The sequence below is a fragment of the Nocardioides sp. NPDC006303 genome (assembly GCF_040613175.1).
In the GTDB taxonomy this organism is placed as follows: Bacteria; Actinomycetota; Actinomycetes; order Propionibacteriales; family Nocardioidaceae; genus Nocardioides.
Genome location: NZ_JBEXRR010000029.1, coordinates 43,373 through 65,523 on the forward strand (window position 1 = coordinate 43,373; position 22,151 = coordinate 65,523).

General features: G+C 67.4%; 18 protein-coding genes. 17 read left to right on the plus strand and 1 reads right to left on the minus strand.

All coding sequences use genetic code 11. The features are described from left to right. Window positions 1-61: 61 nt before the first annotated feature. From rpmF to ABZY89_RS20550, 15 genes are all read left to right on the plus strand, one after another. A complete protein-coding gene (gene rpmF, locus ABZY89_RS20480; protein WP_008358292.1) occupies window positions 62-247 on the plus strand; it encodes a 50S ribosomal protein L32 in 186 nt (61 codons plus the stop codon). 20 nt (window positions 248-267) lie between these two features. Further along, a complete protein-coding gene (gene rnc, locus ABZY89_RS20485; protein ID WP_355230189.1) occupies window positions 268-966 on the plus strand; it encodes a ribonuclease III in 699 nt (232 codons plus the stop codon). Further along, entirely contained in the window at window positions 967-1,833 is an 867-nt protein-coding gene (gene mutM, locus ABZY89_RS20490) for a bifunctional DNA-formamidopyrimidine glycosylase/DNA-(apurinic or apyrimidinic site) lyase (protein WP_355230143.1), read from the plus strand. Between the two features lie 455 nt (window positions 1,834-2,288). Continuing rightward, a complete protein-coding gene (locus tag ABZY89_RS20495; RefSeq protein WP_355230144.1) occupies window positions 2,289-3,362 on the plus strand; it encodes a glycosyltransferase family 8 protein in 1,074 nt (357 codons plus the stop codon). A 103-nt stretch (window positions 3,363-3,465) separates the two neighbouring features. Next, window positions 3,466-7,602, plus strand: coding sequence for a glycosyltransferase (locus ABZY89_RS20500; protein WP_355230146.1), 4,137 nt, complete (start codon window positions 3,466-3,468; stop codon window positions 7,600-7,602). Between the two features lie 16 nt (window positions 7,603-7,618). Beyond that, complete coding sequence (locus ABZY89_RS20505; protein WP_355230147.1) at window positions 7,619-9,754, plus strand: acyltransferase family protein; 2,136 nt, start codon at window positions 7,619-7,621, stop codon at window positions 9,752-9,754. A gap of 26 nt (window positions 9,755-9,780) precedes the next feature. Further along, window positions 9,781-10,599, plus strand: a complete 819-nt coding sequence (locus ABZY89_RS20510) for an FkbM family methyltransferase (protein WP_355230149.1) — start codon at window positions 9,781-9,783, stop codon at window positions 10,597-10,599. Window positions 10,600-10,610: 11 nt separating this feature from the next. Beyond that, on the plus strand, window positions 10,611-11,837 hold the full coding sequence (locus tag ABZY89_RS20515; protein ID WP_355230151.1) for a glycosyltransferase family 2 protein: 1,227 nt from the start codon (window positions 10,611-10,613) through the stop codon (window positions 11,835-11,837). Window positions 11,838-11,922: 85 nt separating this feature from the next. After that, on the plus strand, window positions 11,923-12,726 hold the full coding sequence (locus ABZY89_RS20520; protein WP_355230153.1) for a DUF6576 domain-containing protein: 804 nt from the start codon (window positions 11,923-11,925) through the stop codon (window positions 12,724-12,726). Between the two features lie 182 nt (window positions 12,727-12,908). Then, a complete protein-coding gene (locus ABZY89_RS20525) occupies window positions 12,909-13,106 on the plus strand; it encodes a hypothetical protein (RefSeq protein WP_141803713.1) in 198 nt (65 codons plus the stop codon). Window positions 13,107-13,349: 243 nt separating this feature from the next. Continuing rightward, window positions 13,350-14,465 carry a polysaccharide pyruvyl transferase family protein gene (locus ABZY89_RS20530; protein WP_355230154.1) on the plus strand — a complete coding sequence of 372 codons (1,116 nt, stop codon included), beginning with the start codon at window positions 13,350-13,352 and terminating at the stop codon, window positions 14,463-14,465. Between the two features lie 171 nt (window positions 14,466-14,636). Further along, a complete protein-coding gene (gene smc, locus ABZY89_RS20535) occupies window positions 14,637-18,176 on the plus strand; it encodes a chromosome segregation protein SMC (protein WP_355230156.1) in 3,540 nt (1,179 codons plus the stop codon). A gap of 148 nt (window positions 18,177-18,324) precedes the next feature. After that, window positions 18,325-19,101, plus strand: a complete 777-nt coding sequence (locus ABZY89_RS20540; RefSeq protein WP_355230157.1) for a hypothetical protein — start codon at window positions 18,325-18,327, stop codon at window positions 19,099-19,101. A 78-nt stretch (window positions 19,102-19,179) separates the two neighbouring features. Next, window positions 19,180-19,476 carry an antibiotic biosynthesis monooxygenase gene (locus ABZY89_RS20545; RefSeq protein ID WP_355230159.1) on the plus strand — a complete coding sequence of 99 codons (297 nt, stop codon included), beginning with the start codon at window positions 19,180-19,182 and terminating at the stop codon, window positions 19,474-19,476. Between the two features lie 40 nt (window positions 19,477-19,516). Continuing rightward, on the plus strand, window positions 19,517-20,269 hold the full coding sequence (locus tag ABZY89_RS20550; protein WP_355230161.1) for an AraC family transcriptional regulator: 753 nt from the start codon (window positions 19,517-19,519) through the stop codon (window positions 20,267-20,269). 59 nt (window positions 20,270-20,328) lie between these two features. On the opposite strand, the gene ABZY89_RS20555 is transcribed toward ABZY89_RS20550, so the two are convergent. After that, window positions 20,329-20,523 (minus strand): hypothetical protein, encoded by a 195-nt coding sequence (locus tag ABZY89_RS20555; protein ID WP_355230162.1) that lies wholly within the window; start codon window positions 20,521-20,523, stop codon window positions 20,329-20,331. Window positions 20,524-20,549: 26 nt separating this feature from the next. Here ABZY89_RS20555 and ABZY89_RS20560 point away from each other — a divergent pair, with 26 nt between their 5' ends. Then, window positions 20,550-21,128: a CGNR zinc finger domain-containing protein gene (locus tag ABZY89_RS20560; protein WP_355230164.1), complete on the plus strand. Its 579-nt coding sequence runs from the start codon at window positions 20,550-20,552 to the stop codon at window positions 21,126-21,128. 32 nt (window positions 21,129-21,160) lie between these two features. Continuing rightward, complete coding sequence (locus ABZY89_RS20565; protein WP_355230166.1) at window positions 21,161-22,117, plus strand: ATP-binding protein; 957 nt, start codon at window positions 21,161-21,163, stop codon at window positions 22,115-22,117. Window positions 22,118-22,151: the final 34 nt, after the last annotated feature.

A 22,151-nucleotide genomic window follows, 5' to 3' on the forward strand; every position in this document is an offset into this window, starting at 1 on the left:
GCCAGTAACTAGGCTTCAGTAGCCGGTCGAGATCCGACCGGCCGAATAAGAGGAGAAAACAGTGGCTGTCCCGAAGCGGAAGATGTCGCGCAGCAACACCCGTCACCGCCGCTCGGCCTGGAAGGCCGTTGCGCCGACCCTGGTGACGTGCGCGAACCCCGCCTGCGGCGCCAAGCACATCCCGCACCGTGCGTGCGGCGAGTGCGGCCAGTACGGCGCTCGCGCCGAGCGTCGCCAGGTCCTCTGATCTGACACGCGGTTAGTCTCCTGACCAACTACGCGGAGCTTCGCAAAGCGCTCGGGGATCCGATCCTGGACCCCGAGCTGCTTGAGCGTTCGCTCACACACCGGTCCTACGCCTACGAGAACGGTGGCCTGCCCACCAACGAGCGCCTGGAGTTCCTGGGTGACTCGGTGCTCGGCGTCGTGGTCACCGAGACCCTCTATCGCACCCACCCAGACCTGCCCGAGGGCAAGCTGGCCAAGCTGCGGGCGGCAGTTGTGAACGCCCGCGCCCTGGCCGAGGTCGGTCAGGCCATCGGCCTCGGCCAGCACATCAAGCTGGGCCGTGGCGAGGAGGCCACCGGTGGGCGCGAGAAGGCGTCGATCGTCTCCGACACCGTGGAAGCGGTGATCGGCGCGGTCCACCTCTCCGGTGGCATCGAGGTCTCCACCGTCCTCGTCCACCGACTCTTCGACCCCCTCATCGAGGCGGCCTCCGACCTCGGTGCCGGGCTCGACTGGAAGACCTCGCTGCAGGAGCTCGCCGCCGAGCGTGCCCTCGGTGTGCCCGAATACGTCATCACCGACGAGGGCCCCGACCACATGAAGACCTTCACCGCGAAGGTCCGAGTCGGCGAGCAGCTCTACGGCAACGGCGTCGGCCGCTCCAAGAAGGAGGCCGAGCAGGCCGCCGCGGAGACGGCCTACGGCGAGATCCAAGCCGCCGCCTCTTCTTCCGCCTAGATGCCTGAGCTCCCCGAGGTCGAGGTCGTACGCGCCGGCCTCGAGCGCCACGTACTCGGCGCGAGGATCGTCGCGGTCGAGGTCCTGCACCCCAGGCCCGTACGTCGCCACCTCGCCGGTGCCTCGGCCTTCGCGGAGGAGCTGAGGGGCCGCGTTCTGATCGGTGCCCGCCGCCGCGGCAAGTACCTGTGGCTGCCGCTCGACTCCGGTGACGCCCTCATGGCCCACCTGGGCATGAGCGGCCAGATGCTCGTCCAGCCGCCGGAGTCGCCCGACGAGCGGCACCTGCGCGTCCGGATCCGCCTCGACGGGGCCGCGGAGGGCCGCGAGCTCCGCTTCGTCGACCAGCGCATGTTCGGCGGCCTCTCGATCAGCCCCGGAGGAGCCGAGCTCCCGCCCGAGATCGTCCACATCGCCCCCGACCCGCTCGAGGCCGCCTTCGACGCGGAGGCGGTCGTGGCCCGCGTACGCCGCTCCTCCAGCGGCATCAAGCGGATCCTGCTCAACCAGACCGTGATCAGCGGCGTCGGCAACATCTACGCCGACGAGGCCCTGTGGCGCGCCAAGCTGCACGGCGAACGGCCGGGGGACCGGCTGACCGGCCCCAAGGTGCGCGAGCTGCTCGGTCACGTACGCGACGTGATGACCGAAGCGCTGTCCCAGGGCGGCACCTCCTTCGACGCGCTCTACGTCAACGTGAACGGCGAGTCGGGCTACTTCGAGCGGTCGCTCGCCGCGTACGGACGGGAGGGCGAGCCCTGCGACCGGTGCGGTGCCCCGATGCGCCGCACCGCCTTCATGAACCGCTCCTCCTACTTCTGCCCCACCTGCCAGCCGGCACCTCGAGTCCGCCGAATCCAGGGGTAAATAGTCCATCTGGGCTATTGCTCAGGGCTCCGTCGGATCACCCGAATGTTGCGGGCCTGTGACAGTTTCAATCATCCTCAGCGTTGGTTAAGGAAAGCGGATTCCGGTGGGTTAATCTCTTTGCCGTTCGTCTCCGTTCGTCCTGGGTTCAGCTCTGCCCGGGCCGAGGGAGCAGACGATGCACCGCCTTGTTCGGGCTGGCGGTCTAGCTGGATGGCGACGTGGTCATCCGGATCTCGGGGAAGACAAACCACGGCCCACCCATACCGGCATCGGCGTGAACCACACGCCCGCCCCATCGGGGTTGGTCAACAGCTCGACAAGGACAACAGGTGGCTCCCCACAAGCTCGCCGTATCCGATCATGCGCCCACAACGCGCCCGCAGGATCTGGAACTACCGCAACCCCGCCTAGCCAACGCTCAGGCCGAGCAGACTCGCACCATCCCGGTCGCCATGGCCGCCGACCTCAACTACGCCAAGCCCATGTCGGTGGCGATCACGTCGTTGTTGGAGAACTCCGCGACCGACACCAGCTACGACCTGAAGATCCTGGTGGCGGAGGAGTACCCGGCGGACGTACGCGACCAGATCCTCAGCTTCGAAAATCGTTATCCAGGCAACACGATCACGTTCGTCGTCGTGGACGGCTTCGCCGACGTCAAGGTGAGCACGTCGCACCTGACCGCACCTGCGTACTTCCGGCTCAAGCTCCCTGACCTCTTCCCGGACGTCGACAAGATCATCTATCTCGACGTCGACACCGTCATCGAGAGCGATCTGTCGCCGCTCTACGCGCAGGACGTGCATGACGTCTATGTCGCCGCAGTGCCGGCCGCCGTCTACCACCTCCGGTCGCCAGAGGCGGCCCGGGCGATGGGCCTCCCGTCCTTCGACCGCTACGTCAATTCCGGTGTCATGGTGATGAACCTGGAGAAGATGCGTGAGGACGGCCTGGTCGAGGAGTTCCTCGAGCTCTCCGCCAAGGAGTTCGACTCCGACGATCAGGACATCATCAACATCGTTTGCTACGACGGCCTCCGCCATCTTCCGCTCCGCTTCAACCTGATGACGAAGTACGGTCCCAAGAACGTCGAGGAGTTCTGGAGCAGACCGGCCGTCCAGCGGGTCTGGTCCCGCGACGAGTACGACGAGGCGATGAGCTCGCCGGTCATCATCCACTTCGCGGACAAGCGGAAGCCGTGGATGGATGTCTCGGCCGACTTCGCAGAACGATGGTGGCAGTACGCGGCGATGAGCCCGATGTGCGCCGAGATCGTGGCCACTTATCTCGCCGACGCGGTCTCCGAGGCAGCCGGGACCGCCTCGGCCGTCCGCAAGCGGCTGAGAAGCCGGGTGGTCACCCTCGAGCAGGAGCTCCAGGGCCGTGATCAGGAGCTCGCCGACACCCGTGGCTCGGTGTCCTTCAGGATCGGGTCCCTGATGACGTCCGGACCTCGCGTCATCCGCAACTCGTTCAAGCGGGATGCCCGTTCGCCACAGTTGCGAACCCAGGTCATCGAGAAGTAGCCCGCATCGCGGCGGGCCGTGAGCCAGCTCGATCGAAACCAGACCAACCGCAGGCCGACTCGAAGGCCCGCGCTGTCGTCACCCAGAAACACAAGGAGGAACCATGCCTGCCGGTATGGGCGAGGAACCGACCAACAAGCTCGGGCTGCGTCATCGGATGGTGCGCGTCGCAGAGGTGGACGGCGAACACAAGCTGGTGTTGTTCGGTCGTCCGACCAGCGGCGGTCCGGTCGTGTCCCGCTACACCCGGCTCCTGGACCGGCAGTCGGGTCTGAACGCGAAGATCGAGCGCCTGCGCGCGCGGCTGGGAGAGCCCGCGGGCACCGAGCTGGAGAGCGGGCGGCCGTACTACCTCAAGCCTGACAGTGCTGAGCGGCTCAGCGTCGAGGAGATGGTCGAGACCCTGGCCGCGTACGACGTCGTCTCGTTCGATGTGTTCGATACGGCGCTGTACCGAGCGGTGGAGTTCCCGAAGGATGTCTTCCGGATCATGGGGTCGAGGCTCGGCATCGACAGGTTCCCGAGTATCCGCAAGCAGGCGGAGGAGCACGCGCGTCGGGAGAACGACAACCACAAGGGCTCCCGAGAGGTGACCCTGCGTGAGATCTACGCCGTGATGGTGGAGCGATACGGCGCGGATCCGGAGTGGGAGCTGCTCGAGCGGGACCTCGAGATCGAGCTGGCCGAAGCGAACCCGTTCATCAAGGACGTCTTCGACCGGCTCCTCGCCACGGGCACGACCGTCGTGTTCACCTCGGACATGTATCTCTCGCGGGAGGTCATCGAGGAGATGCTCGTCCGCAACGGATATTCGGGCTACGAAAAGATCTACCTGTCGAACGAGTACCTTCGCCGCAAGGGCGACGGCACGCTGCAGCAGGTCCTCTTGGAGTACTACGGCAGTGAGACGTCGATCGTCCACGTCGGCGACAACCTCGAGGCAGATGTCGAGCAGTCCGAACGGGTTGGTCTTCCGGCCGTGTACAACGAGGACCAGCGACGGCTCGTTCGGGAGCCGTACATGGAGACCCTGGCGGGTAGCTTCTACGGCGCCGCCGTCAACAACTCGATCGGCTCCGGCACCTGGACCGAAGACCTGCACTACACGCACGGCTACCGCGTCGGCGGCGTCTTGGCCGCGGGGTTCTGCGAGTTCCTCGAGTCGGTCGTACGCGAGAAGGGCATCGACCGGATCCTGTTCTGCGGCCGCGACTGCGACGTGATCTCGCGCGTCTACGACCGCTTCTACGGCAGCGCAGAGGGCGTCTACATCGACATCTCCCGCTATGCGGTCGCCGGGATCACGCTCGACCTGAACTTCGACGACTTCGTCGGGCGCTCCTTCTTCCGCTGGTTCAACGAGTCCAACAACACCAAGACCATCGAGCAGCTCCTGATCGACACAGGGTTCGACTACCTGTTGCCGTACCTGGACGAAGCGGACATCGAACGGTTCCTGTTCCCGGCCAGCGCCACGCGGCGACGTCTGGATCGGTTCTTCTGGGACCACAAGCACGTCATCGAGGAGCACAACCGCACCAGCGTCGACGCGGCGAAGGAGTACTTCAGTGCGGCCGTCGGCGATGCCAAGCGGGTGCTGATCGTCGACATCGGCTGGAGCGGCACCTGTATCACCGCCCTTCGTCATTTCTTCCGCACCGCGTTGGCTGACCGCGCTCTCGAGGTCTCCGGCGCGCTGATGTGCACGAGCCGCACCGAGCAGGTCACCGACATGGTGTCCGACGGCTTCATCAGCGCATATGCCTACTCACCGATGGCAAACCTGGACCTGACCAGGTTCATGATGCCCAGTGGACCGAAGGCAGCGCGCAAGACGGACCTGCTGCACCACCCGCTCGAGTACCTTTTCACCGAGGTCGCCTCCAGCGTTGTGGGCTACGGGTTCGAGGATGGCCGGGCTGTTGCCGTCCGTGGGAACAACGCTCCGCGCAACGTCGAGCAGATCACCGAGATGCAGCGCGGGATCGTCGACTTCGTCGAGGCGTACCTGGCCCGCTCCAAGAGCTACCAGGACATTCGCCCGATCTCTCCCTATGTTGCGTTCAACCCGTTGAAGGCGGCGATCGAGAACGAGGCGTACTCCCACGAGGTCTACAAGGACTTCCTCTACGACGCCACACCAGCTCTGTTCGGCGAGGAGACGCACACCGAGCGATTCGGTGACCTGTTCGACCTCGGTGGGCCGATCCAGGCCCTCGAGCCTGCTGGCGAGTCGAAGGACTCCGCTCGGGTCTCGCGCTCGCGGCGCATCGTGTTCGTGTCGCCCGAGATGACCTACACCGGCACGCCCCGAAGCCTGCACCGGATGTGCAAGGTCGCGATGTCCCTGGGATACGAGCCCGTGGTCTGGACCGCGAAGCCCGGTCCCTTCTCGAAGGAGTTCGCAGCCCTCGGCATCTCCGTGAAGGTGATGCGCGCCGGCCAGCTGGGCCCGAAGCGGATCAGCAAGCTCATCGAGAGCGGCGTCGAGCTCGTCGTGTGCAACACGGTCGCGACCGACGACTACGTCCGCGCTCTGGAGGGCCGGATCCCGCTCGTCTGGTACGTGCGTGAGGCGACCAACCTGCCTGACTTCTTCGCAGCGGCCCCGGAGCGCCAAGAGACGCTACGCCAGAGCCGCAGCATCTGCGTGGTCAGCGAGTACGCGGCTGCAGCCGTCGCGGAGCACGCCGACGGGCCCGTCGAGGTCGTGCGTAACAGCGTCGTGGACGTCTCCGAGTACGGGCAGCCGTACGAGATCGCCGCCGGCGGCAAGTTCAGGTTCGTCCAGCTCGGCACCATCGAGCACCGCAAGGGATACGACGTCTTCATCGCCGCCTACAAGGCCATGCCGGAGGAGTATCAGGCTCGTGCGGAGCTGCACTTCGCAGGCGGGTTCATCAACAGTGGTACGTCGGTCAGCTCCTACGTGTTCGGCCAGATCGCAGACGAGGAGAACATCCACTACCACGGTGTGATCTCCGACGAGCGAAAGAAAATCGAGCTCCTGTCGCAGATGGACACCGTGGTCGTCGCGTCGCGCGACGAGTCGTGCTCCCTGGTCGCTCTCGAGGGAGCGATGCTGTCCAAGCCCTTGATCGTGACGGAGAACGTCGGCGCCAAGTACATGGTCAGCGACGCGAACGGTCTGGTGGTCGACACCGGCGACGTGATGTCCCTCCGCGACGCCTTCATGGCCATGATGGACAAGAAGGCCTCGACGCTGGAGAAGATGGGCAACGCGTCTCGCCGGGCGTATGACGAGCGGGCCAGCATGGACGCGTACACCAAGGACCTCGCAGCTCTGTTCGAGCGCCGGATCGCCGCCGGTGCCGGCCGCAGGATCCAGCCGGCCACGTCGAGGGCCGATCGACGCCGTGGACGAGTCCCTTCAGCCACCCGGGACGTCGTGGTCTCGCTCACCTCGATTCCTCACCGGATGCTCACCATCGGCCAGTGCATCGACTCCCTCATGGACCAGACGAAGCGCCCCGACAAGGTGCTCCTGTGGCTCTCCACCGAGAACTTCCCCAACCGGGAGGCCGATGTCCCGAACGAGGTTCTGGAACGTCAGGACGACTGCTTCCGGATCCGCTGGGTGGACGGCGACATCGCGCCGCACAAGAAGTACTTCTACGCGGTTCAGGAGTATCCCGACGCACTCGTCGTCACAGTCGACGACGACGTCGTCTACGACGAGAACCTCGTCGAGACCCTGTACGAGGGCCACCTGGCGAACCCCCATGCGATCATCTGCCAGCGCGCGAACCTGGCCATGTTCCGGCCCGAGGGCACCCTTCGTTCCTACGACGGGTGGGTCTACGACTGCAACTATCTGCGTGGCAAGGCGAGCTACCAGCTCCTTCCGACAGGAATCGGAGGGGTGCTCTACCCGCCGCACTCGCTGCCCACAGCGACCTTCGACATGGACGCGATCTCCGAGACCGCGCTGTACGCCGACGACCTGTGGCTCAAGGCGATGGCGACCGCCAACGGCTACCCGGTCTGGATGCCGCGCGAGCGCGCCGGCTACCAGCAGATCCAGGAGGCCCAGACCGTCGCACTGTGGCGCCGCAACGCGTTCCAGGGCAACAACGACCTCGTGCTGGAGAAGGTGCTCGGCCACCTCGAGCACGGCATGGGGGTCTCCCGTGATGCCATTCTGCAGCGCATCCGAGGTGTCGCGGACGACGGTCGCGTGATCGGCCCCGACGACGTCGACACGGCGCCGCTGATCTAGCAGGGCCGTAACAGTCATGTCTTCGTTCAGACGGCTCGATATCCAGGGCCTGCGCGCACTGGCCGTGGGCCTCGTCATCGCCGGTCACGCAGGGGTGCCAGGCACCCCTGGCGGATTCATCGGAGTCGACGTCTTCTTCGTCATCTCCGGGTTCCTGATCACGGGCCTGCTCCTGCGCGAGATCGACCGCGACGGTCGTGTGAGCATCTCCAGGTTCTACGTCCGGCGCGCGCTCCGGATTCTCCCGGCCGCGACGGTGACGATGGTGTCGGTCCTGGTGGCCAGCGCGCTCCTGCTTCCGGAACACCGGACCGAGTCCATCGCCGGCGACTCGGTGTGGTCGGCGGCTTTCATGGCGAATATCCACTTCGCGCTGGATGCGGTCGACTACTTCAACACCGAGGCGCCATCACCGCTCCAGCATTACTGGTCGCTGTCGGTAGAGGAGCAGTTCTACGTGGTGTGGCCGCTGGCGGTGCTCGTGGCCGCGCTCCTGGTCCGGGCGTCGACCAGGGCCTCGGCCACCACCGTGATCGCGACGATGGCGGCGACTGTTGTCGTCGTGTCGGTCGCTTGGTCGATCTATGCCACAGCAACCAGCCCCGCGACCTCGTACTTCTCGACCTTCGCGCGTGCCCATGAGCTCGCCATCGGAGCGCTCCTCGCCTGCCTGCTCAGGCGACGCGGGCCATTGAACCGACGTGTCGCAGCGGTCCTCGGCGTGTTGGGTGCCGGCGCGCTGGTGTTCGCAGCTGTCACCTTCAGCGAACACCTTCCGTTCCCTGGCGCACTGGCCCTGGTTCCGGTGATCGGCACTGCAGCACTTCTTGTTGCGGGTCCGGAAACACCGACGGGCAGGATCCTCTCTGTCGCGCCGTTAAGGTACCTCGGAGATCTCTCGTACTCCCTGTACCTGTGGCACTGGCCGGTGCTCATCCTCGTACCCGAGCTGCTGCCTGGCGGTGGCTGGCCGGTGGCACTGGGTGAGATCGTGCTGGTGCTCGTGCTGTCGATGGCGAGCTACCACTGGATCGAGCAACCATTCCTGCAGCGACGACTCCCGGTGTTCAGGGGCGGACCCCGGACACTGGTTCTCTGGCCGGTCGCCTTGGTGATCGCGCTGGTCGCAGGACTCGGCGCACAGACCTACTCCGGATTTCGTGCCGACCAACGTGCGGTAGCGGCCGAGGCCTGGTTCCAGAGCGACGACGCGGCGTACGCCGTCGATAAGGATGCGCCCCTGCGGAAGCAGCTTCGTGCGGCCTTAGCGCTGGCTGACCGGGGTGCCCCAGTCCCGCCTGGTATGGCCGTCGACGTCGACGATGTGTGGGCCAAGAGCGGCTACGGATGTGCCGCCACCTATGGGGATACCGTTTCGCGCGACTGCGTCTACGGTGACAAGGAGGCCAAACGGGTCGCTGTCGTTATCGGCGACTCGCATGCAGGTATGTGGCTCCCCGCTTTGGACTTGGTCGCCAAGCGGGAACGGATTCGGCTGGTTGCCATCATCAAACACTCATGTCCGACGTGGGACGTTGCCACGACCAGCGACAAGCTGCCCGACGCAGAGTGCGACGCGTTCAGAGAATGGACGATGCGACGTCTGACGACAATGCGACCCGACACCATCATCGTCGGCACCAGAGCTGGGTTGGAGTCACATCCAGGTGACACCAGGAATCTCGGGGAACAGTGGGAAACCGGCGTCGCGTCCGTCGTGGATCGCCTCACTGGCATTTCGGCGGATGTCAGGGTCCTGGCCGATATTCCCTCGCGGCCGGATCCTGTCGACTGCCTCGCATCCGCGGACCAACTCGAGGACTGTGTGACTGTGGCGGCCGGTATCGAGATCGAGCGCAACCAACTGACCCGGCGTGCGATCAATGGGACCAGCGCTCGTTTCATACCGATCGTCGACCTGATGTGTACTAAACGCTGCCCGTTGGTAGTCGGAGAGTCGATCCTCTACCAGGATCTGAACCACGTCACAGCGAGCTGGGCGAAGCGCGTCGTCGATGACTTCGCCGAGCGGCTTGGCCCGCTCGGGGACGTTGAGATCGTGTGTAGTGATGACTCGTTGGCGGACGTTGCTCCCCAACCAGGCGGCCCCGCTCCGTCCCATCCTTGCGCTGCGAAAGTGATCAACGAATGATCGACGGCACGACATCTCCGGCCCGTATGACCACGATCGAGGTCGCGGGACGGAGCTACGCGGTCTGTGTTCCGCATGCCGCAACGGACTACATCCAGTCGAACCTGGTGCGAACCGGCCGTCCCTATGAGGAGCGGATGCTCGAGGCGATGGTTGCTGCTCTTGAGCCAGGTGACCTCGTGATCGACGTCGGGGCGAACATCGGCAACCACACCCTGTACCTGGCGGTGGTCGGAGGGCTCCGCGTCGTCGCGTACGAACCAAACCCTGAGCTGGTCGCCGGAATCAACGCCAGTGTCGAGGCCAACGGCCTCGGTGACCGTGTCGCCGTCCGTGAGGTCGGCGTCCACGCGAAGTCCGCACGTGGCACGATGGCGGACCTCGATGCGACGAATCTGGGGGCACAGTCCGTCGCAGTGGCGGACGACGATGGCGACTTCGCGGTCGTCGCTCTCGACGACGAGCAGCTTCCGGCCCGGGTGGCGGCGCTCAAGATCGACGTCGAAGGCGCCGAGATCGATGTGCTCGGCGGCGCGGCCGAGCTCATCGCGCGGGACCGACCATTCCTATACGTCGAGTGCGGAACGCTGGCGGGGTACCAGAAGGTCTCGTCATGGATGAGTCGGATGGGCTACTCCCAGACAGGCACCTTCAACCTCACTCCGACCCATGTCTTCCGCCCCGCCACGGGAACACCCGAAGAGGCAGAGGTGGTTGCGGCGCTGGTGGCGGCGACCGAGGAGATCTATCGCCTCAATTCGTTGAAGCGGTCGCTCCGTGACCAGATCAGCGAATATGAGAAGCGGGACCGCCAGTCGGCCGCAGAGACGGACCTCCCGCTGTGAGAGGTGCTCGGGTGCGCTCCGTCGGGGAACGGATCGGCGTGACGGACTGGCGTCAGCGGACGGACGCCGGGGTCCGTCGGGCGAGAGAGCTGCTGCGGGGCAGACCTACGCTCAGCGTGGTCGTGCCGGTCTACAACGTGGCGGAGTACGTCGAGAAGAGCCTGCGCAGCATCCTGGACCAGCCGCGGAACGAGATCTCGAAACTCGAGGTGATCGTCGTCGACGACGGCTCGACCGACGGGTCGGCGCAGATCCTGCGGCGGCTTGCCGCGGAGGAAGCCTGCGTCACCGTCATCACCCAGCCGAACTCGGGGGTCTCCCGCGCGCGCCACACCGGGATCGACGCGGCAACCGGCGAGCTGCTGACGTTCGTCGACCCTGACGACACCCTGCCGCACGATGCGTGGTCGGCGATGGTGCGGTCGCTGCGGCGTACGGGCTCGGACTTCGCGGTCGGTGCGGCAGAGCGGGTCGCGGTCGAGGGCGGGGTGGAACGCCGGTTCATGACACCGCTGATGCGCCGCAACCACGCGGAGGAACGGCTCAGGTGCCGGATCGAGGACGCGCCGCTGATGCTCGCTGACATCTTCGTGTGGAACAAGATCTTCCGGCGGTCGTTCTGGACGGAGAACGCGATCGCCTTTCCCGAGCGCACTCGCTACCAGGACCAGGTCGCACTCACCCAGGTGTTCCTCGCCGCGGATTCCTTCGACGTCATGACGGAGATCGTCTACGACTGGCAGGTCCGCTCGGACAGGTCCTCGGCGACGCAGCGGCGTGCGCAGATCGCGAACCTCGTCGAGCGGATCGACACCAAGCGCCAGACCGTGGACCTCGTTCGCGCGGCCGGCTCGGCGAAGCTCATGGAGACCCTGCTCCTCGAGGTCTTGCCGATCGACATGTGGGAGCACTTCCGCGCGGCGGTCCACCCCGACACCGAGGACCCGAGCCGCTACTGGAAGCTGCTGCGCGGTGCCGTCCTGGAGTTCTGGTACGACGCCGGCGTTCCGTTCGAGAACACGGCGGTCCCACGTGCCCAACGGCTGATGGCGTGGCTGGTCGCCCAGGACCGTGCCGAGGACCTCGTCGCGCTGATCGCGATGATCGACAGGTACGGCGCCAGGGCGGCCTTTCGGCAGCATCCGTGGCGCAACGATCCGGCGCTGCCCCCGGATCTGGGCAACATCGAGAAGGTCGGTGGGAGTGCCCTGCTGACGTGGCAACCAATGCGTGGATAGGCTCGGCCCCGTGCGAGAACGTTTCCGGTTGACCCCAGGCGGTCGTTACCCCCACGAGCCTTGGTTCCACATCGGTTCATTGGGGGTGACCACGACGTGGCTCGTGGTCTTCGCGAGCATCGTCGGGCTGATCCTCTTCGCCGTGATGGGTAGCGCGGGTGTGGCTTCCGGGCTGGCGCTGATCCAGCCCAACCTCGCCGAGCTCAAGCTGTGGACGCTGTTCACCTGGCCGTTCGCCTATCCGCGGTTCAGCATCTTCGACGTCCTGGCGATCTTCTTCTTCTGGTACTTCGGCTCCGACCTCGAGCGCAACGAGCTCGGCAAGGTCCGGTTCGCGTGGCTGCTGGTGGCGTTCACCGGGGTGCTCTCGTTCCTGGCTGTCCTCTTCGGCGCGGTGCTGGACCCGACGTACGTTCTCGCCGGTCTCGGGATGCTCGAGATGATGGTGGTGCTGCTGTGGATCGCGCAGTGGCCCGACCGGATGTTCATGTTCAACATCCCGGCCTGGCTCTTCGGTGTGATCCTCGTCGGCATCCAGCTGATCCAGTACCTCGGATACCGCAGCTGGGTGATGCTGCTGGTCTTCGTCGTCGGCCTCTTCGTCAACGCTTTCGTGGCGCGTCAGTTCGGGCTGCTCGACCGGTTCCCCTGGATCCCGCAGGTGGCCGGCGGGCCCGGGCAGCCGAAGGCGGCCAAGCCGGGCAAGGCCAAGAAGCGCAAGTCCGGCCCGACCGTGGTCACCGGCCCCTGGGAGTCCTCGACCGTCTCCAAGGACGACCAGCGGATGGACGAGCTCCTCGACAAGATCCACGCCGAGGGCGCCGACTCGCTGACCAGCAAGGAGAAGAAGGAGCTCATGCAGCTGCGGGAGCGCCGGCGCCGCGGCTGAGGCGGAAATCAGCCGAAGTTGAGTGCGATCGACTCAAATTTCGGCCGTATTCGCGGGGAATGCATGGTCGGAGGTCCCGGCTTTGGACGCGTGACGTTGACGCTTGTCGATAACGGTGTCACCCTTGTAGACGGCCCGGTATCGCGGGAACTTCTAGTGATTCCAACGAAGGAAACGTATTCATGGCGAAGGCGCTGATCGGTTACATGAGCAGCGACCTGCGGACTCCCGCCCACCTCACCGCCGAGAATGCTCGGTTGCGTGCACGTGTGCGTGAGCTCGAGGATCTCGTTCTCACTCTGAAGACGGAGAACGACGCTCTGGTCGCGGCTCACACCGCTGACCTGGACACCTCGATGCAGGAGATGCAGCCCGCCTGACCTGCGGGCACTCTGCAACACCACGAGCGAGAGCTATTTCGTGTTTCGCGGCTAGCTTCGTTCAGGGGGAACCGACTCTGAAACTCAGGGTCGGTTTCGACCTTTTCGAGGGGCGTACGGACTGGTCGCCCAGCGTTCACCTCAGGTTCGGCCGGTGGGTGTCGGGGACAACCCGGCGTCGCTACGCTCGCGCGGTTCGCCGCCGTCGGCGGCCCGTTTTCGTGATCCCCCAGGAGCTCTCCGTTGTCCTCGTTGCGCCATCACCCGGTCCTGCGGTCCGCGGCTCGCCGCCTTCCCGACCCGCTCAAGGAGCAGATCAGGGCGGCGCTGGCCCGCCGTGAGCGACGGGGCCGCAAGCCGGTCATCGGGCTCGCCGGGTTCTTCGGGGCGGGTAACTACGGCGATGAGCTGTTCCTGTCGGTCTACGAGCAGTACTTCGGCGAGGAGTTCGAGCTGCGGGTGCTGGCCGACAACATGACCAAGCCCTACTACGACCGGCCGCTGCCCGAGATCGTCGACGAGGTGGACGCCATCCTCATCGGCGGCGGGGACATCCTGCAGTCGTGGCAGGCGGATCCGCGCTACTTCAACCACAAGATGCTGGCCAAGCCGGTCTTCGTGGTCGGTGTCGGGGTCCCGATCTACCGCAACACCGAGATCAAGCCCCACATCATCGAGAGGCACAAGAAGTTCCTCGAGCACCCGAACGTGAAGTTCATCGGCGTCCGTGACCAGCCGACCGCCGACTGGATCCTCGGGAACATCTCCGCCGACCTCGACATCAAGGTCGCTCCCGACATGGTCTGCTCGCTGGACCTCCCTCCGGCGACCAAGCCCGATGGGGCGCCGATCCTCGGCGTGGTCACCCGCTACCGCCCCAACCTGGACGAACCCGACGACTATTCGCGCGTCGAGGAGATGGCCGGCAAGGCGATCGCGGAGGGGTGGCGCGTACGTCATCTCATCCTCGGCACGATGGAGGTCGGTCGCCGCGACGTGGCCAACGCCGACGACCTCGACATCCCGGGCAAGGAGGTCGTCTACACCGAGGACCTCGACGAGCTCACCCGGGCGATCGGGGAGTGCACCGCCTTCGCCAGCATGAAGTTCCACGGCTCGGTGGTGGCCACGATGTACGGCGTGCCGTCGATCGTGATGATCGCGACCAACAAGAACCGCAACTTCATGAAGCGCATCGGCCTGGAGGCCAACGTCTCCGCCTTTGACGCCGCCGACCTGGCCGAGCGGTTCACCGAGCGCGTCATCCCGGACCCCGAGGCGGTCGCTGGACTGCGTACGGCCGCGGACGCCCATCTGCGAGAGCTGCGGGCCGAGGTGAAACGGACGTTGGGGCTCTGACTCCGACTGTCGTGGGGGCCGAGGTCCCCAGATCGACAGGCCCGGCGGGTTATCCTCGACCCGCTGGGGTTCCCCTGAGCAGCGGCGATTAGATTTGCTGGCTCACCTCAGCCACGCTGATGTGTTGCGAACTGTGTACGACCACGTGGTCCTGAGCCGGGGGAGAAGCCGATGTACCTCAAGCGTCTGACGCTGAAGGGTTTCAAGTCGTTCGCCTCCGCGACGACCCTCGAGCTCGAACCGGGGATCACCTGCATCGTCGGCCCCAACGGCTCGGGCAAGTCCAACGTCGTCGACGCGCTCGCCTGGGTCATGGGTGAGCAGGGCGCCAAGAGCCTGCGCGGCGGCAAGATGGAGGACGTCATCTTCGCCGGTACGGCCGGGCGTGCCCCGCTGGGCCGCGCCGAGGTCTCGCTGACCATCGACAACACTGACGGCGCGCTGCCGATCGAGTACGCCGAGGTCACGATCTCGCGCACGATGTTCCGCAACGGCGGCTCGGAGTACGCCATCAACGGCAGCCCGTGCCGGCTGCTCGACGTCCAGGACCTGCTGTCGGACTCCGGTATCGGCCGCGAGATGCACGTCATCGTCGGCCAGGGCCAGCTCGACACGATCCTGCGCGCGACCCCGGAGGACCGCCGCGGCTTCATCGAGGAGGCCGCCGGCGTCCTCAAGCACCGCAAGCGCAAGGAGAAGGCGCTGCGCAAGCTCGACTCCACGCAGGTCAACCTGGATCGGCTCCAGGACCTGCTCGTCGAGATCCGCCGCCAGCTCAAGCCGCTCGGCCGCCAGGCGGAGGTCGCCCGGCAGGCGCAGACGGTGCAGATGGACGTACGCGACGCCAAGGCCCGCATCTACGCCGACGACCTGGTCACCGCGAAGACCGAGCTCGACAAGGAGCTCGCCGACGAGGGTGCGCTGCTGGCCCGGCGGGCCGAGGTCGAGGAGACCATCGCGGAGGGACGCGAGCAGGAGGCCGTGCTCGAGGCGGCGCTGCGCGAGGACCTGCCGGCGCTGGCCGCCGCGCAGGAGACCTGGTTCGCGCTGAACTCGCTGCGCGAGCGGCTGCGCGGCACCCAGTCGCTGGCCTCCGAGCGGGTGCGCAACGCGGCCGGCTCCGAGGACCTGGAGGTGCGCCAGGGGCGCGATCCCGAGGAGCTCGAGGCCCAGGCCGAGGTGGCGCATGAGCAGGAGGAGACCGCCGACGCCGAGGTCGAGGAGCTTCGCTACTCCCTCGAGGAGGCCGTCGAGACTCGTAAGGAAGCGGAGGACGCCGCGGCCGAGGAGGAGCGCCGGGTCAAGGGGCTCGAGCGCGCCGCCGCCGACCGTCGCGAGGGGCTGGCCCGGTTGACCGGTCAGGTCAACGCGCTCAAGTCGCGGGCCGCTGCCGCCGATGACGAGGTAGGGCGCCTGACCGCCGCTCGCGAAGAGGCGCTGGCGCGTGCCGAGCGGGCCCAGCGAGACTTCACCGCCCTGGAGACCAAGGTCGCCGGGCTGGACGCGGGGGAGGAGGGCCTCGACGCCGAGCACGAGGCCGCCGCCGCCGCGCTCGAGGACATCGAGGAGCGACTCGCCAAGCTGCAGGCCGAGGCGCAGCAGGCCGACCGGGACCGCTCGACGTTGGCCGCCCGCAAGGACGCCCTGGAGATGGGTCTGAACCGCAAGGACGGCGCCGGCGCGCTGCTCGGCTCCGACCTTCCCGGGGTGCTGGGATCGGTCGCTTCGCTGCTGGCGGTGCGCTCCGGCTACGAGGCCGCGATCGCGGCGGCGCTCGGGACCGCGTCGGACGCGGTCGTCGTCGAGTCCGCCGAGCGTGCCGTCGGCGCGATCGAGCACCTCAAGACCGAGGACCTCGGCCGGGCCGGGCTGCTCCTGGGCGGCTCGCCCGAGGAGACCGGCGGCTGGCCGGCACTGCCGTCCGGCGCCGAGTACGCGCTGGATGTGGTCGAGTGCCAGCCGGTGCTGCGGCCCGCGGTGGCGCGGCTGCTCGACAAGGTCGCGGTGGTCGAGGACCTCGCCACGGCCCGTGCGCTTGCGGCGGCTGACCCCGAGATCACAGCGGTGACCCGCGAGGGCGACCTGATCGGCGCCCACTTCGCCTCCGGCGGCTCCTCCAGCGTACCCAGCCTGATCGAGGTGCAGGCCGCTGTCGACGAGGCCACCGCCCAGCTCGCCGAGGCCCATGCGGTCTCCGAGCGGGCCACCTTCGAGACCTCGCGGCTCGAGGCCGAGCGGCTGGCCGCGCAGAAGCGGGTCGACGTCGCACTGGCGAAGCTGCACGAGTCCGACGCGACGCTGGCCGCGGTGGCCGAGGAGCTCGGCCAGTTCGGGGCGCAATCGCGTGCGGCTCGCGGTGAGGCCGAGCGGCTGCTGGCCGCCGTCGAGCAGGCGCAGGAGGCGCGCGAGAACGCCGTCGCCGGGCTCGCCGAGCTCGAGGAGCGCCTCGCGATGGCCGAGGAGGACCCCGAGGACGAGCCCGACCTCAGCGCCCGCGACGGGCTGGCCCAGGCCGCCCGCGACGCACGACAGCGCGAGATGGACGCGCGGTTGGCGCTGCGCACCTCCGAGGAGCGGGCCCGCGCGCTGGCCGGCCGTGCCGAAGGGCTGCTCCGGGCGGCCCGTCAGGAGCGCGAGCAGCGCGCCAAGGCGGCCGCGCGTCGGGAGCAGATGCGCCGCGAGGGCGAGGCCGCGCGAGCGGTCGGAACCGCGGTGGCGTACGCGCTGGATCGTCTGGAGGTCTCGGTGCAGCAGGCCGCCCGGGCCCGCACCGAGATCGAGGAGTCGCGCGCGGGGCGGGAGCAGGCGCTGCGCGAGTGCCGCTCGCTGCTGCGCAACCTCGGCAAGGAGCTCGAGGAGCTGGTCAACTCCGTCCACCGCGACGAGATGGCCCGCGCCCAGCAGCGGATGCGGATCGAGCAGCTCGAGGAGCGGATCCTCGAGGAGCTCGGTCTCGATGCCGAGGCGATCGTGAAGGACTACGGCCCCGACCAGCTGGTCCCGCAGCACCCCGACGAGGACGGCAACGAGCGCGAGCCGATCCCGTACGTCCGCGCCGAGCAGGCCAAGCGGCTCAAGATCGCCGAGAAGAACCTGCGCGCACTGGGCAAGGTCAACCCCCTCGCCCTCGAGGAGTTCGCGGCCATGGAGGAGCGCCACAAGTTCCTCACCGAGCAGCTCGAGGACCTCAAGCAGACCCGCAAGGACCTCCTCGACATCGTCAAGGAGGTCGACAACCGCGTCGAGCAGGTCTTCACCGAGGCCTGGGAGGACGTACGCGTCGCCTTCGACCACGTCTTCGCGCGGCTCTTCCCGGGTGGTGAGGGCAGGCTCGTGCTCACCGACCCGGACAACATGCTCACCACCGGCATCGAGGTCGAGGCGCGGCCGCCGGGCAAGAAGGTCAAGCGGCTCTCGCTGCTCTCCGGCGGCGAGCGGTCCCTGGTGGCCGTCGCCTTCCTGGTCTCGCTCTTCAAGGCGCGCCCCTCGCCCTTCTACATCCTCGACGAGGTCGAGGCCGCGCTCGACGACACCAACCTCGGCCGGCTCCTGGAGATCTACGAGGAGCTGCGCGAGTCCTCACAGCTGCTCGTCATCACCCACCAGAAGCGCACCATGGAGGTCGGTGACGCCCTCTACGGCGTCACCATGCGCGGCGACGGTGTCACCACCGTCATCTCGCAGCGCCTCCGCGACGCCCAACCTGCCTGAGTGTTCCCGCTCGTCGAGCCGCGGGCGGCGAGCGAGTACGACGCCTGATCCTGAAGGGCCGACCAGCGGCGATTGCGGCCGTCCTCAACATCGAGGAGGCACGGCTGCACCGACCTCCAACGGCTGAACGGCATGCTTCCGTGAACGCATGAAGCCGGGACACCGCGGCGCACGCGCGCTCACCTCAGCCGCACTCGCCGGGTCAGGGGTTCTTGCCTACCTCGCGGCGTGGCAACGCTGGTCTGGGGTGTGCCCGCGTGGTGGTTTCGACGAACCTGCCTGCCTCAAGCGGCAGGACCACCTCTACGACTACCAGTGGCCGGCCAGCCCGTGGCATCCGATCGGGCATGCGGCTGAGCTCTACGGGCTCTCGGTCCTGCTGCTGGCCGTCGCTGCGTTCGCACTGCCGTTTCTGCTGATGCCCACCTTTCGTCGCCTCGTCCTGTGGCCGCTCGCCGTCATCCCGGCCGCCGGACTCGCCGGCATCGGCGTGCTGGCCTTGGCATCTGGGATCGCGGGCAGGCCGGTCACCGTTCCGGACTTCTACCTGACGGCGCTCATTGTCGTTGACATCCTGTGGCCCACCGCGCTGATCATCGCTGCCGCGATCGCAGCGGTTGGGTATAGCCCGACTGGTTGGCCCGGGGCTTCCGAAGACCGGCCGGCCACCGCACGGTCCGTGAGCACGGTGGTGACAGCGCTGCTGATCGCCGCGACGACTGTGCTGCCGACATACTTCATCGTTGGTCCGATCGCTGCGGGCTATGTCTCCCACGACACAGCCCCCTGGTCCGAAGCTCCCGCTGGCGCGCTCCTCGTCCTTGCCGCCATGGTCATGTGGCCGGCGACGACGCGCGTCACGTCTCGGAAGTCGACCAAAGGTGTGTCGAGGCTGTCCGCTGAGAGCCTGAACGTGTCTGACTGACGCGAGCCGGACCTCTGTCCGGCGGTGAAGGATTGCGAGGACCGGCACCGACGCCGGCTCGACTGTCAGGAGATTTCAATGTTCATCGCCGTACTCGACCTGCGCACCGCACCCATCGACCGGCCCGTGGTCCTTGCCCATCTCGACGACGTGCGCGAGGAGATCCGTGCCATGCCGGGCAACCTCGAGTTCAGGGTGTATGCCGCTCGCGACGAGGAGGGCGTGGTCGTCATCCACGAATGGGACGACGAGCGGTCCTTCGCCGACTACCTCGCCACTGATGTGTTCGATCGCTCGGGCACGGTGCTCCAGCCGCTGCTCTCCGCGCCTCCCGTGAGTCGCCGGTTCCGGGCCACTCTTCTCGAGACCGTCTGACCCGCAGCGTGGTCTAGGGTGAGCGTGTGCGAGGCCGTTCTTGACACACGAGGCGTACGCATTCGCGCGGGACTTCGCGGCAGCACCGGCAGCCGAGCTTCGCGTCGACCGGCACTATCTGCTCTGCGCCTCCCAGGGCGCCTTGCGGCTGGAGGCGCATGGCAGCTCGTGGGTGCTGCCTCCTGCACGGGCCGCGCTCATAGCTGCGGACGAGCCGATCTTGGTCGCCATCCCGCAATCGGTGAAGACGTCTTCCGTGCTGTTCGACGTCGGCTTCGTGCCGCCGCCGCCCGCGCCACTGACCGTGTTCGACCTCAGCCCCTTGGGCCGGGCCCTGGTGTCGGAATGCGTCGATTGGCCCGACGCTGACGAGCCGCTGTCATCGTACGCACGCATCATGTTCGGCGCGCTGGCTGCGGTGGCGTGGCGGCTGGCGCAGGACCCCAGCCCCGTCACGGTGCCCGCCGGCCGGTCACCGGAGCTGCGTCGGGCGTTGGCGGTGACCAACGACCGGCTGGCCGAGGACGTCCGGTTCGAGGAAATCGCCCGCGACGTGGGGCTGGCGCCGCGGTCGCTGGCCCGCCGGTTCGAGAGCGAGTGCGGGATGACCTGGACTGCGGTGTTGCGCCGGATGCGGGTGGTGCGTGCGATCGAAAGACTCGCTGCCGGTGAGGACTCCGTCGCGACCATCGCGCACAGCATCGGGTACACCTCCCTGTCAGCGTTCAACGCCGGCTTCCGTGACCTGACCGGGCACACCCCGACGCAGTACCGCGCGACCTTCCGTCCCTGACCGGTCGGACTGCGCGCGGGCATCACGACCTGGTCGCGGGCGGAGTGACGCTCCTCCGCTCACCCGTGCTCGCGGCTCAGCGCCCGCGGCGGCAGGTGCGGATGAGGCAGGAGGTCGACGCGACGTACGCCGCACACCGCGCAGCGCACGTAGACGACTCGCCCCTCCGAGGTCTGGTGGCTGGACTCGGTGAGCCAGCCGTGTTCGTGGGTGGCGTCCGCACGCCGGGACTCCTCTGTTGCGCTGTCGGTCATGGTCGCCACTCTGCTGTAATGGTCTTATGCATCTCAACCCTTACGGTGAGTACGCCGTGCTCATGGCCGCTTCGCTGGCCGACGACTGGCCCGAGGACCGGGCCGGGATCGAGGCCCGGACCCGGGAGTTCGGGATGACCATGGACTTCGCTGAGTCTGCAGACGACCACGGTCGCACTCGGCACGTGATCGATGAGTGGCTACGCGTCGTCGATGCGTCGGAGCCGGGGGAGAGGGCGCGGTTGCTCAACGAGCTGATGGCGCAGGCGACCGCGTACCCGAGGCTGACCGACCACGGGCGGGAGGGGTGGCACATCCACTACCGCGACGACGCCAACGACTCGCTTCCCGACGTGCTGCGAGCGGTGATCAGCGTGGGCACGGCGCTCCACCTGACCACTCGAGGCATCCATCGCCTGAGCCGGTGTGCTGCCGGTGAGGCCGAGGGCGACCCGTGCTCTGCGGTGGTCGTGGACGTCACCCTCAACGGACGGCAGCGCTACTGCTCGGTCCGCTGCGCCAATCGCGCCGCGGTCCGCCGGCACCGCGCCCGGCGCTCGCTGACCCCCCCCCAACTGATCAGAGCTGTCAGGTCGAGTCGCTGACGGCTGGGGCCGGCGCGAGGCACACTGACCCCATGAAGTCCGTGTCCGACGGAGGCCGTCCCGAGCTGCGGGTGCGCCTTGCGGCGGAGACCGCGAGCGTGCCTGGTGCGCGCAGGTTCGTCACCGACGGGCTCGTGGAGTGGGGCCGCGGGCATCTCGTCGACGATGCCGCCTTGTGCGTCACCGAGATGGCCGCGAACTCTGCCCTGCACAGCGGCAGCCCCTACATGCAGGTCCGTCTGCGTGACCTCGAGCCGGGCGTACGGCTCAGCGTCGAGGACGATGGCGCGCTGGTCCCGCTCCCTGCCGTGGCCCCGTTTCCGGTCGAGAGCCAGGGCACCACCGGGCGCGGGTTGGTCATCGTGTCGGTCCTGGCGGAGTCATGGGGGATCGAGGAACGTGTCGACGGACGACGCATCTGGGCCGAGCTCGCCGGCGACGGCGTCGAGCACGACGTACGGCCTCCGATGGTGGAGTACGGCGAGCAGGCGATGCCGGAGCCGGTCGCCCTTCCCGCGGACTGGGTGACCGTGCGGCTTCCCGCCTGCCCGGTGCAGCTGGGGCTCCAGATCGACCAGCGCCTCGACGATCTGGTCCGTGAGCTCCAGCTCATCGACTCCGAGGACGGCCCCACCCCGCCGCGCGAGCTCGGCGAGCTCATCGAGCGGCTGGTGACTCGACCGGCTTTCGCGCGTCACATGGGCCGGCGTACGGCCCTGGATGCAGCCGCTGCGGGCCTGGAGTATGTCGACATCGATATGACGCTCCCTCGTGAGATGGCCCCGATGCTGCGTGAGCTGCTGGCCGCGGACAACCTGGCCGACGAGCTCAGCGAGACCCACCAGCTGCTCACCCTGCGCTCCACGCCGGAGATGGTGTCGCTGCGGACCTGGTTCACCGAGAGCATCGTCGGCCAGGCGGAGAACGACGCCGACCCGGTGCCGTACGACGAGTGGGCGAAGGCGAGAGACGCGCTGGGTGACGGTTGATCAGGCCTTTGGGACCAAAGGACAGCCTGTCCTG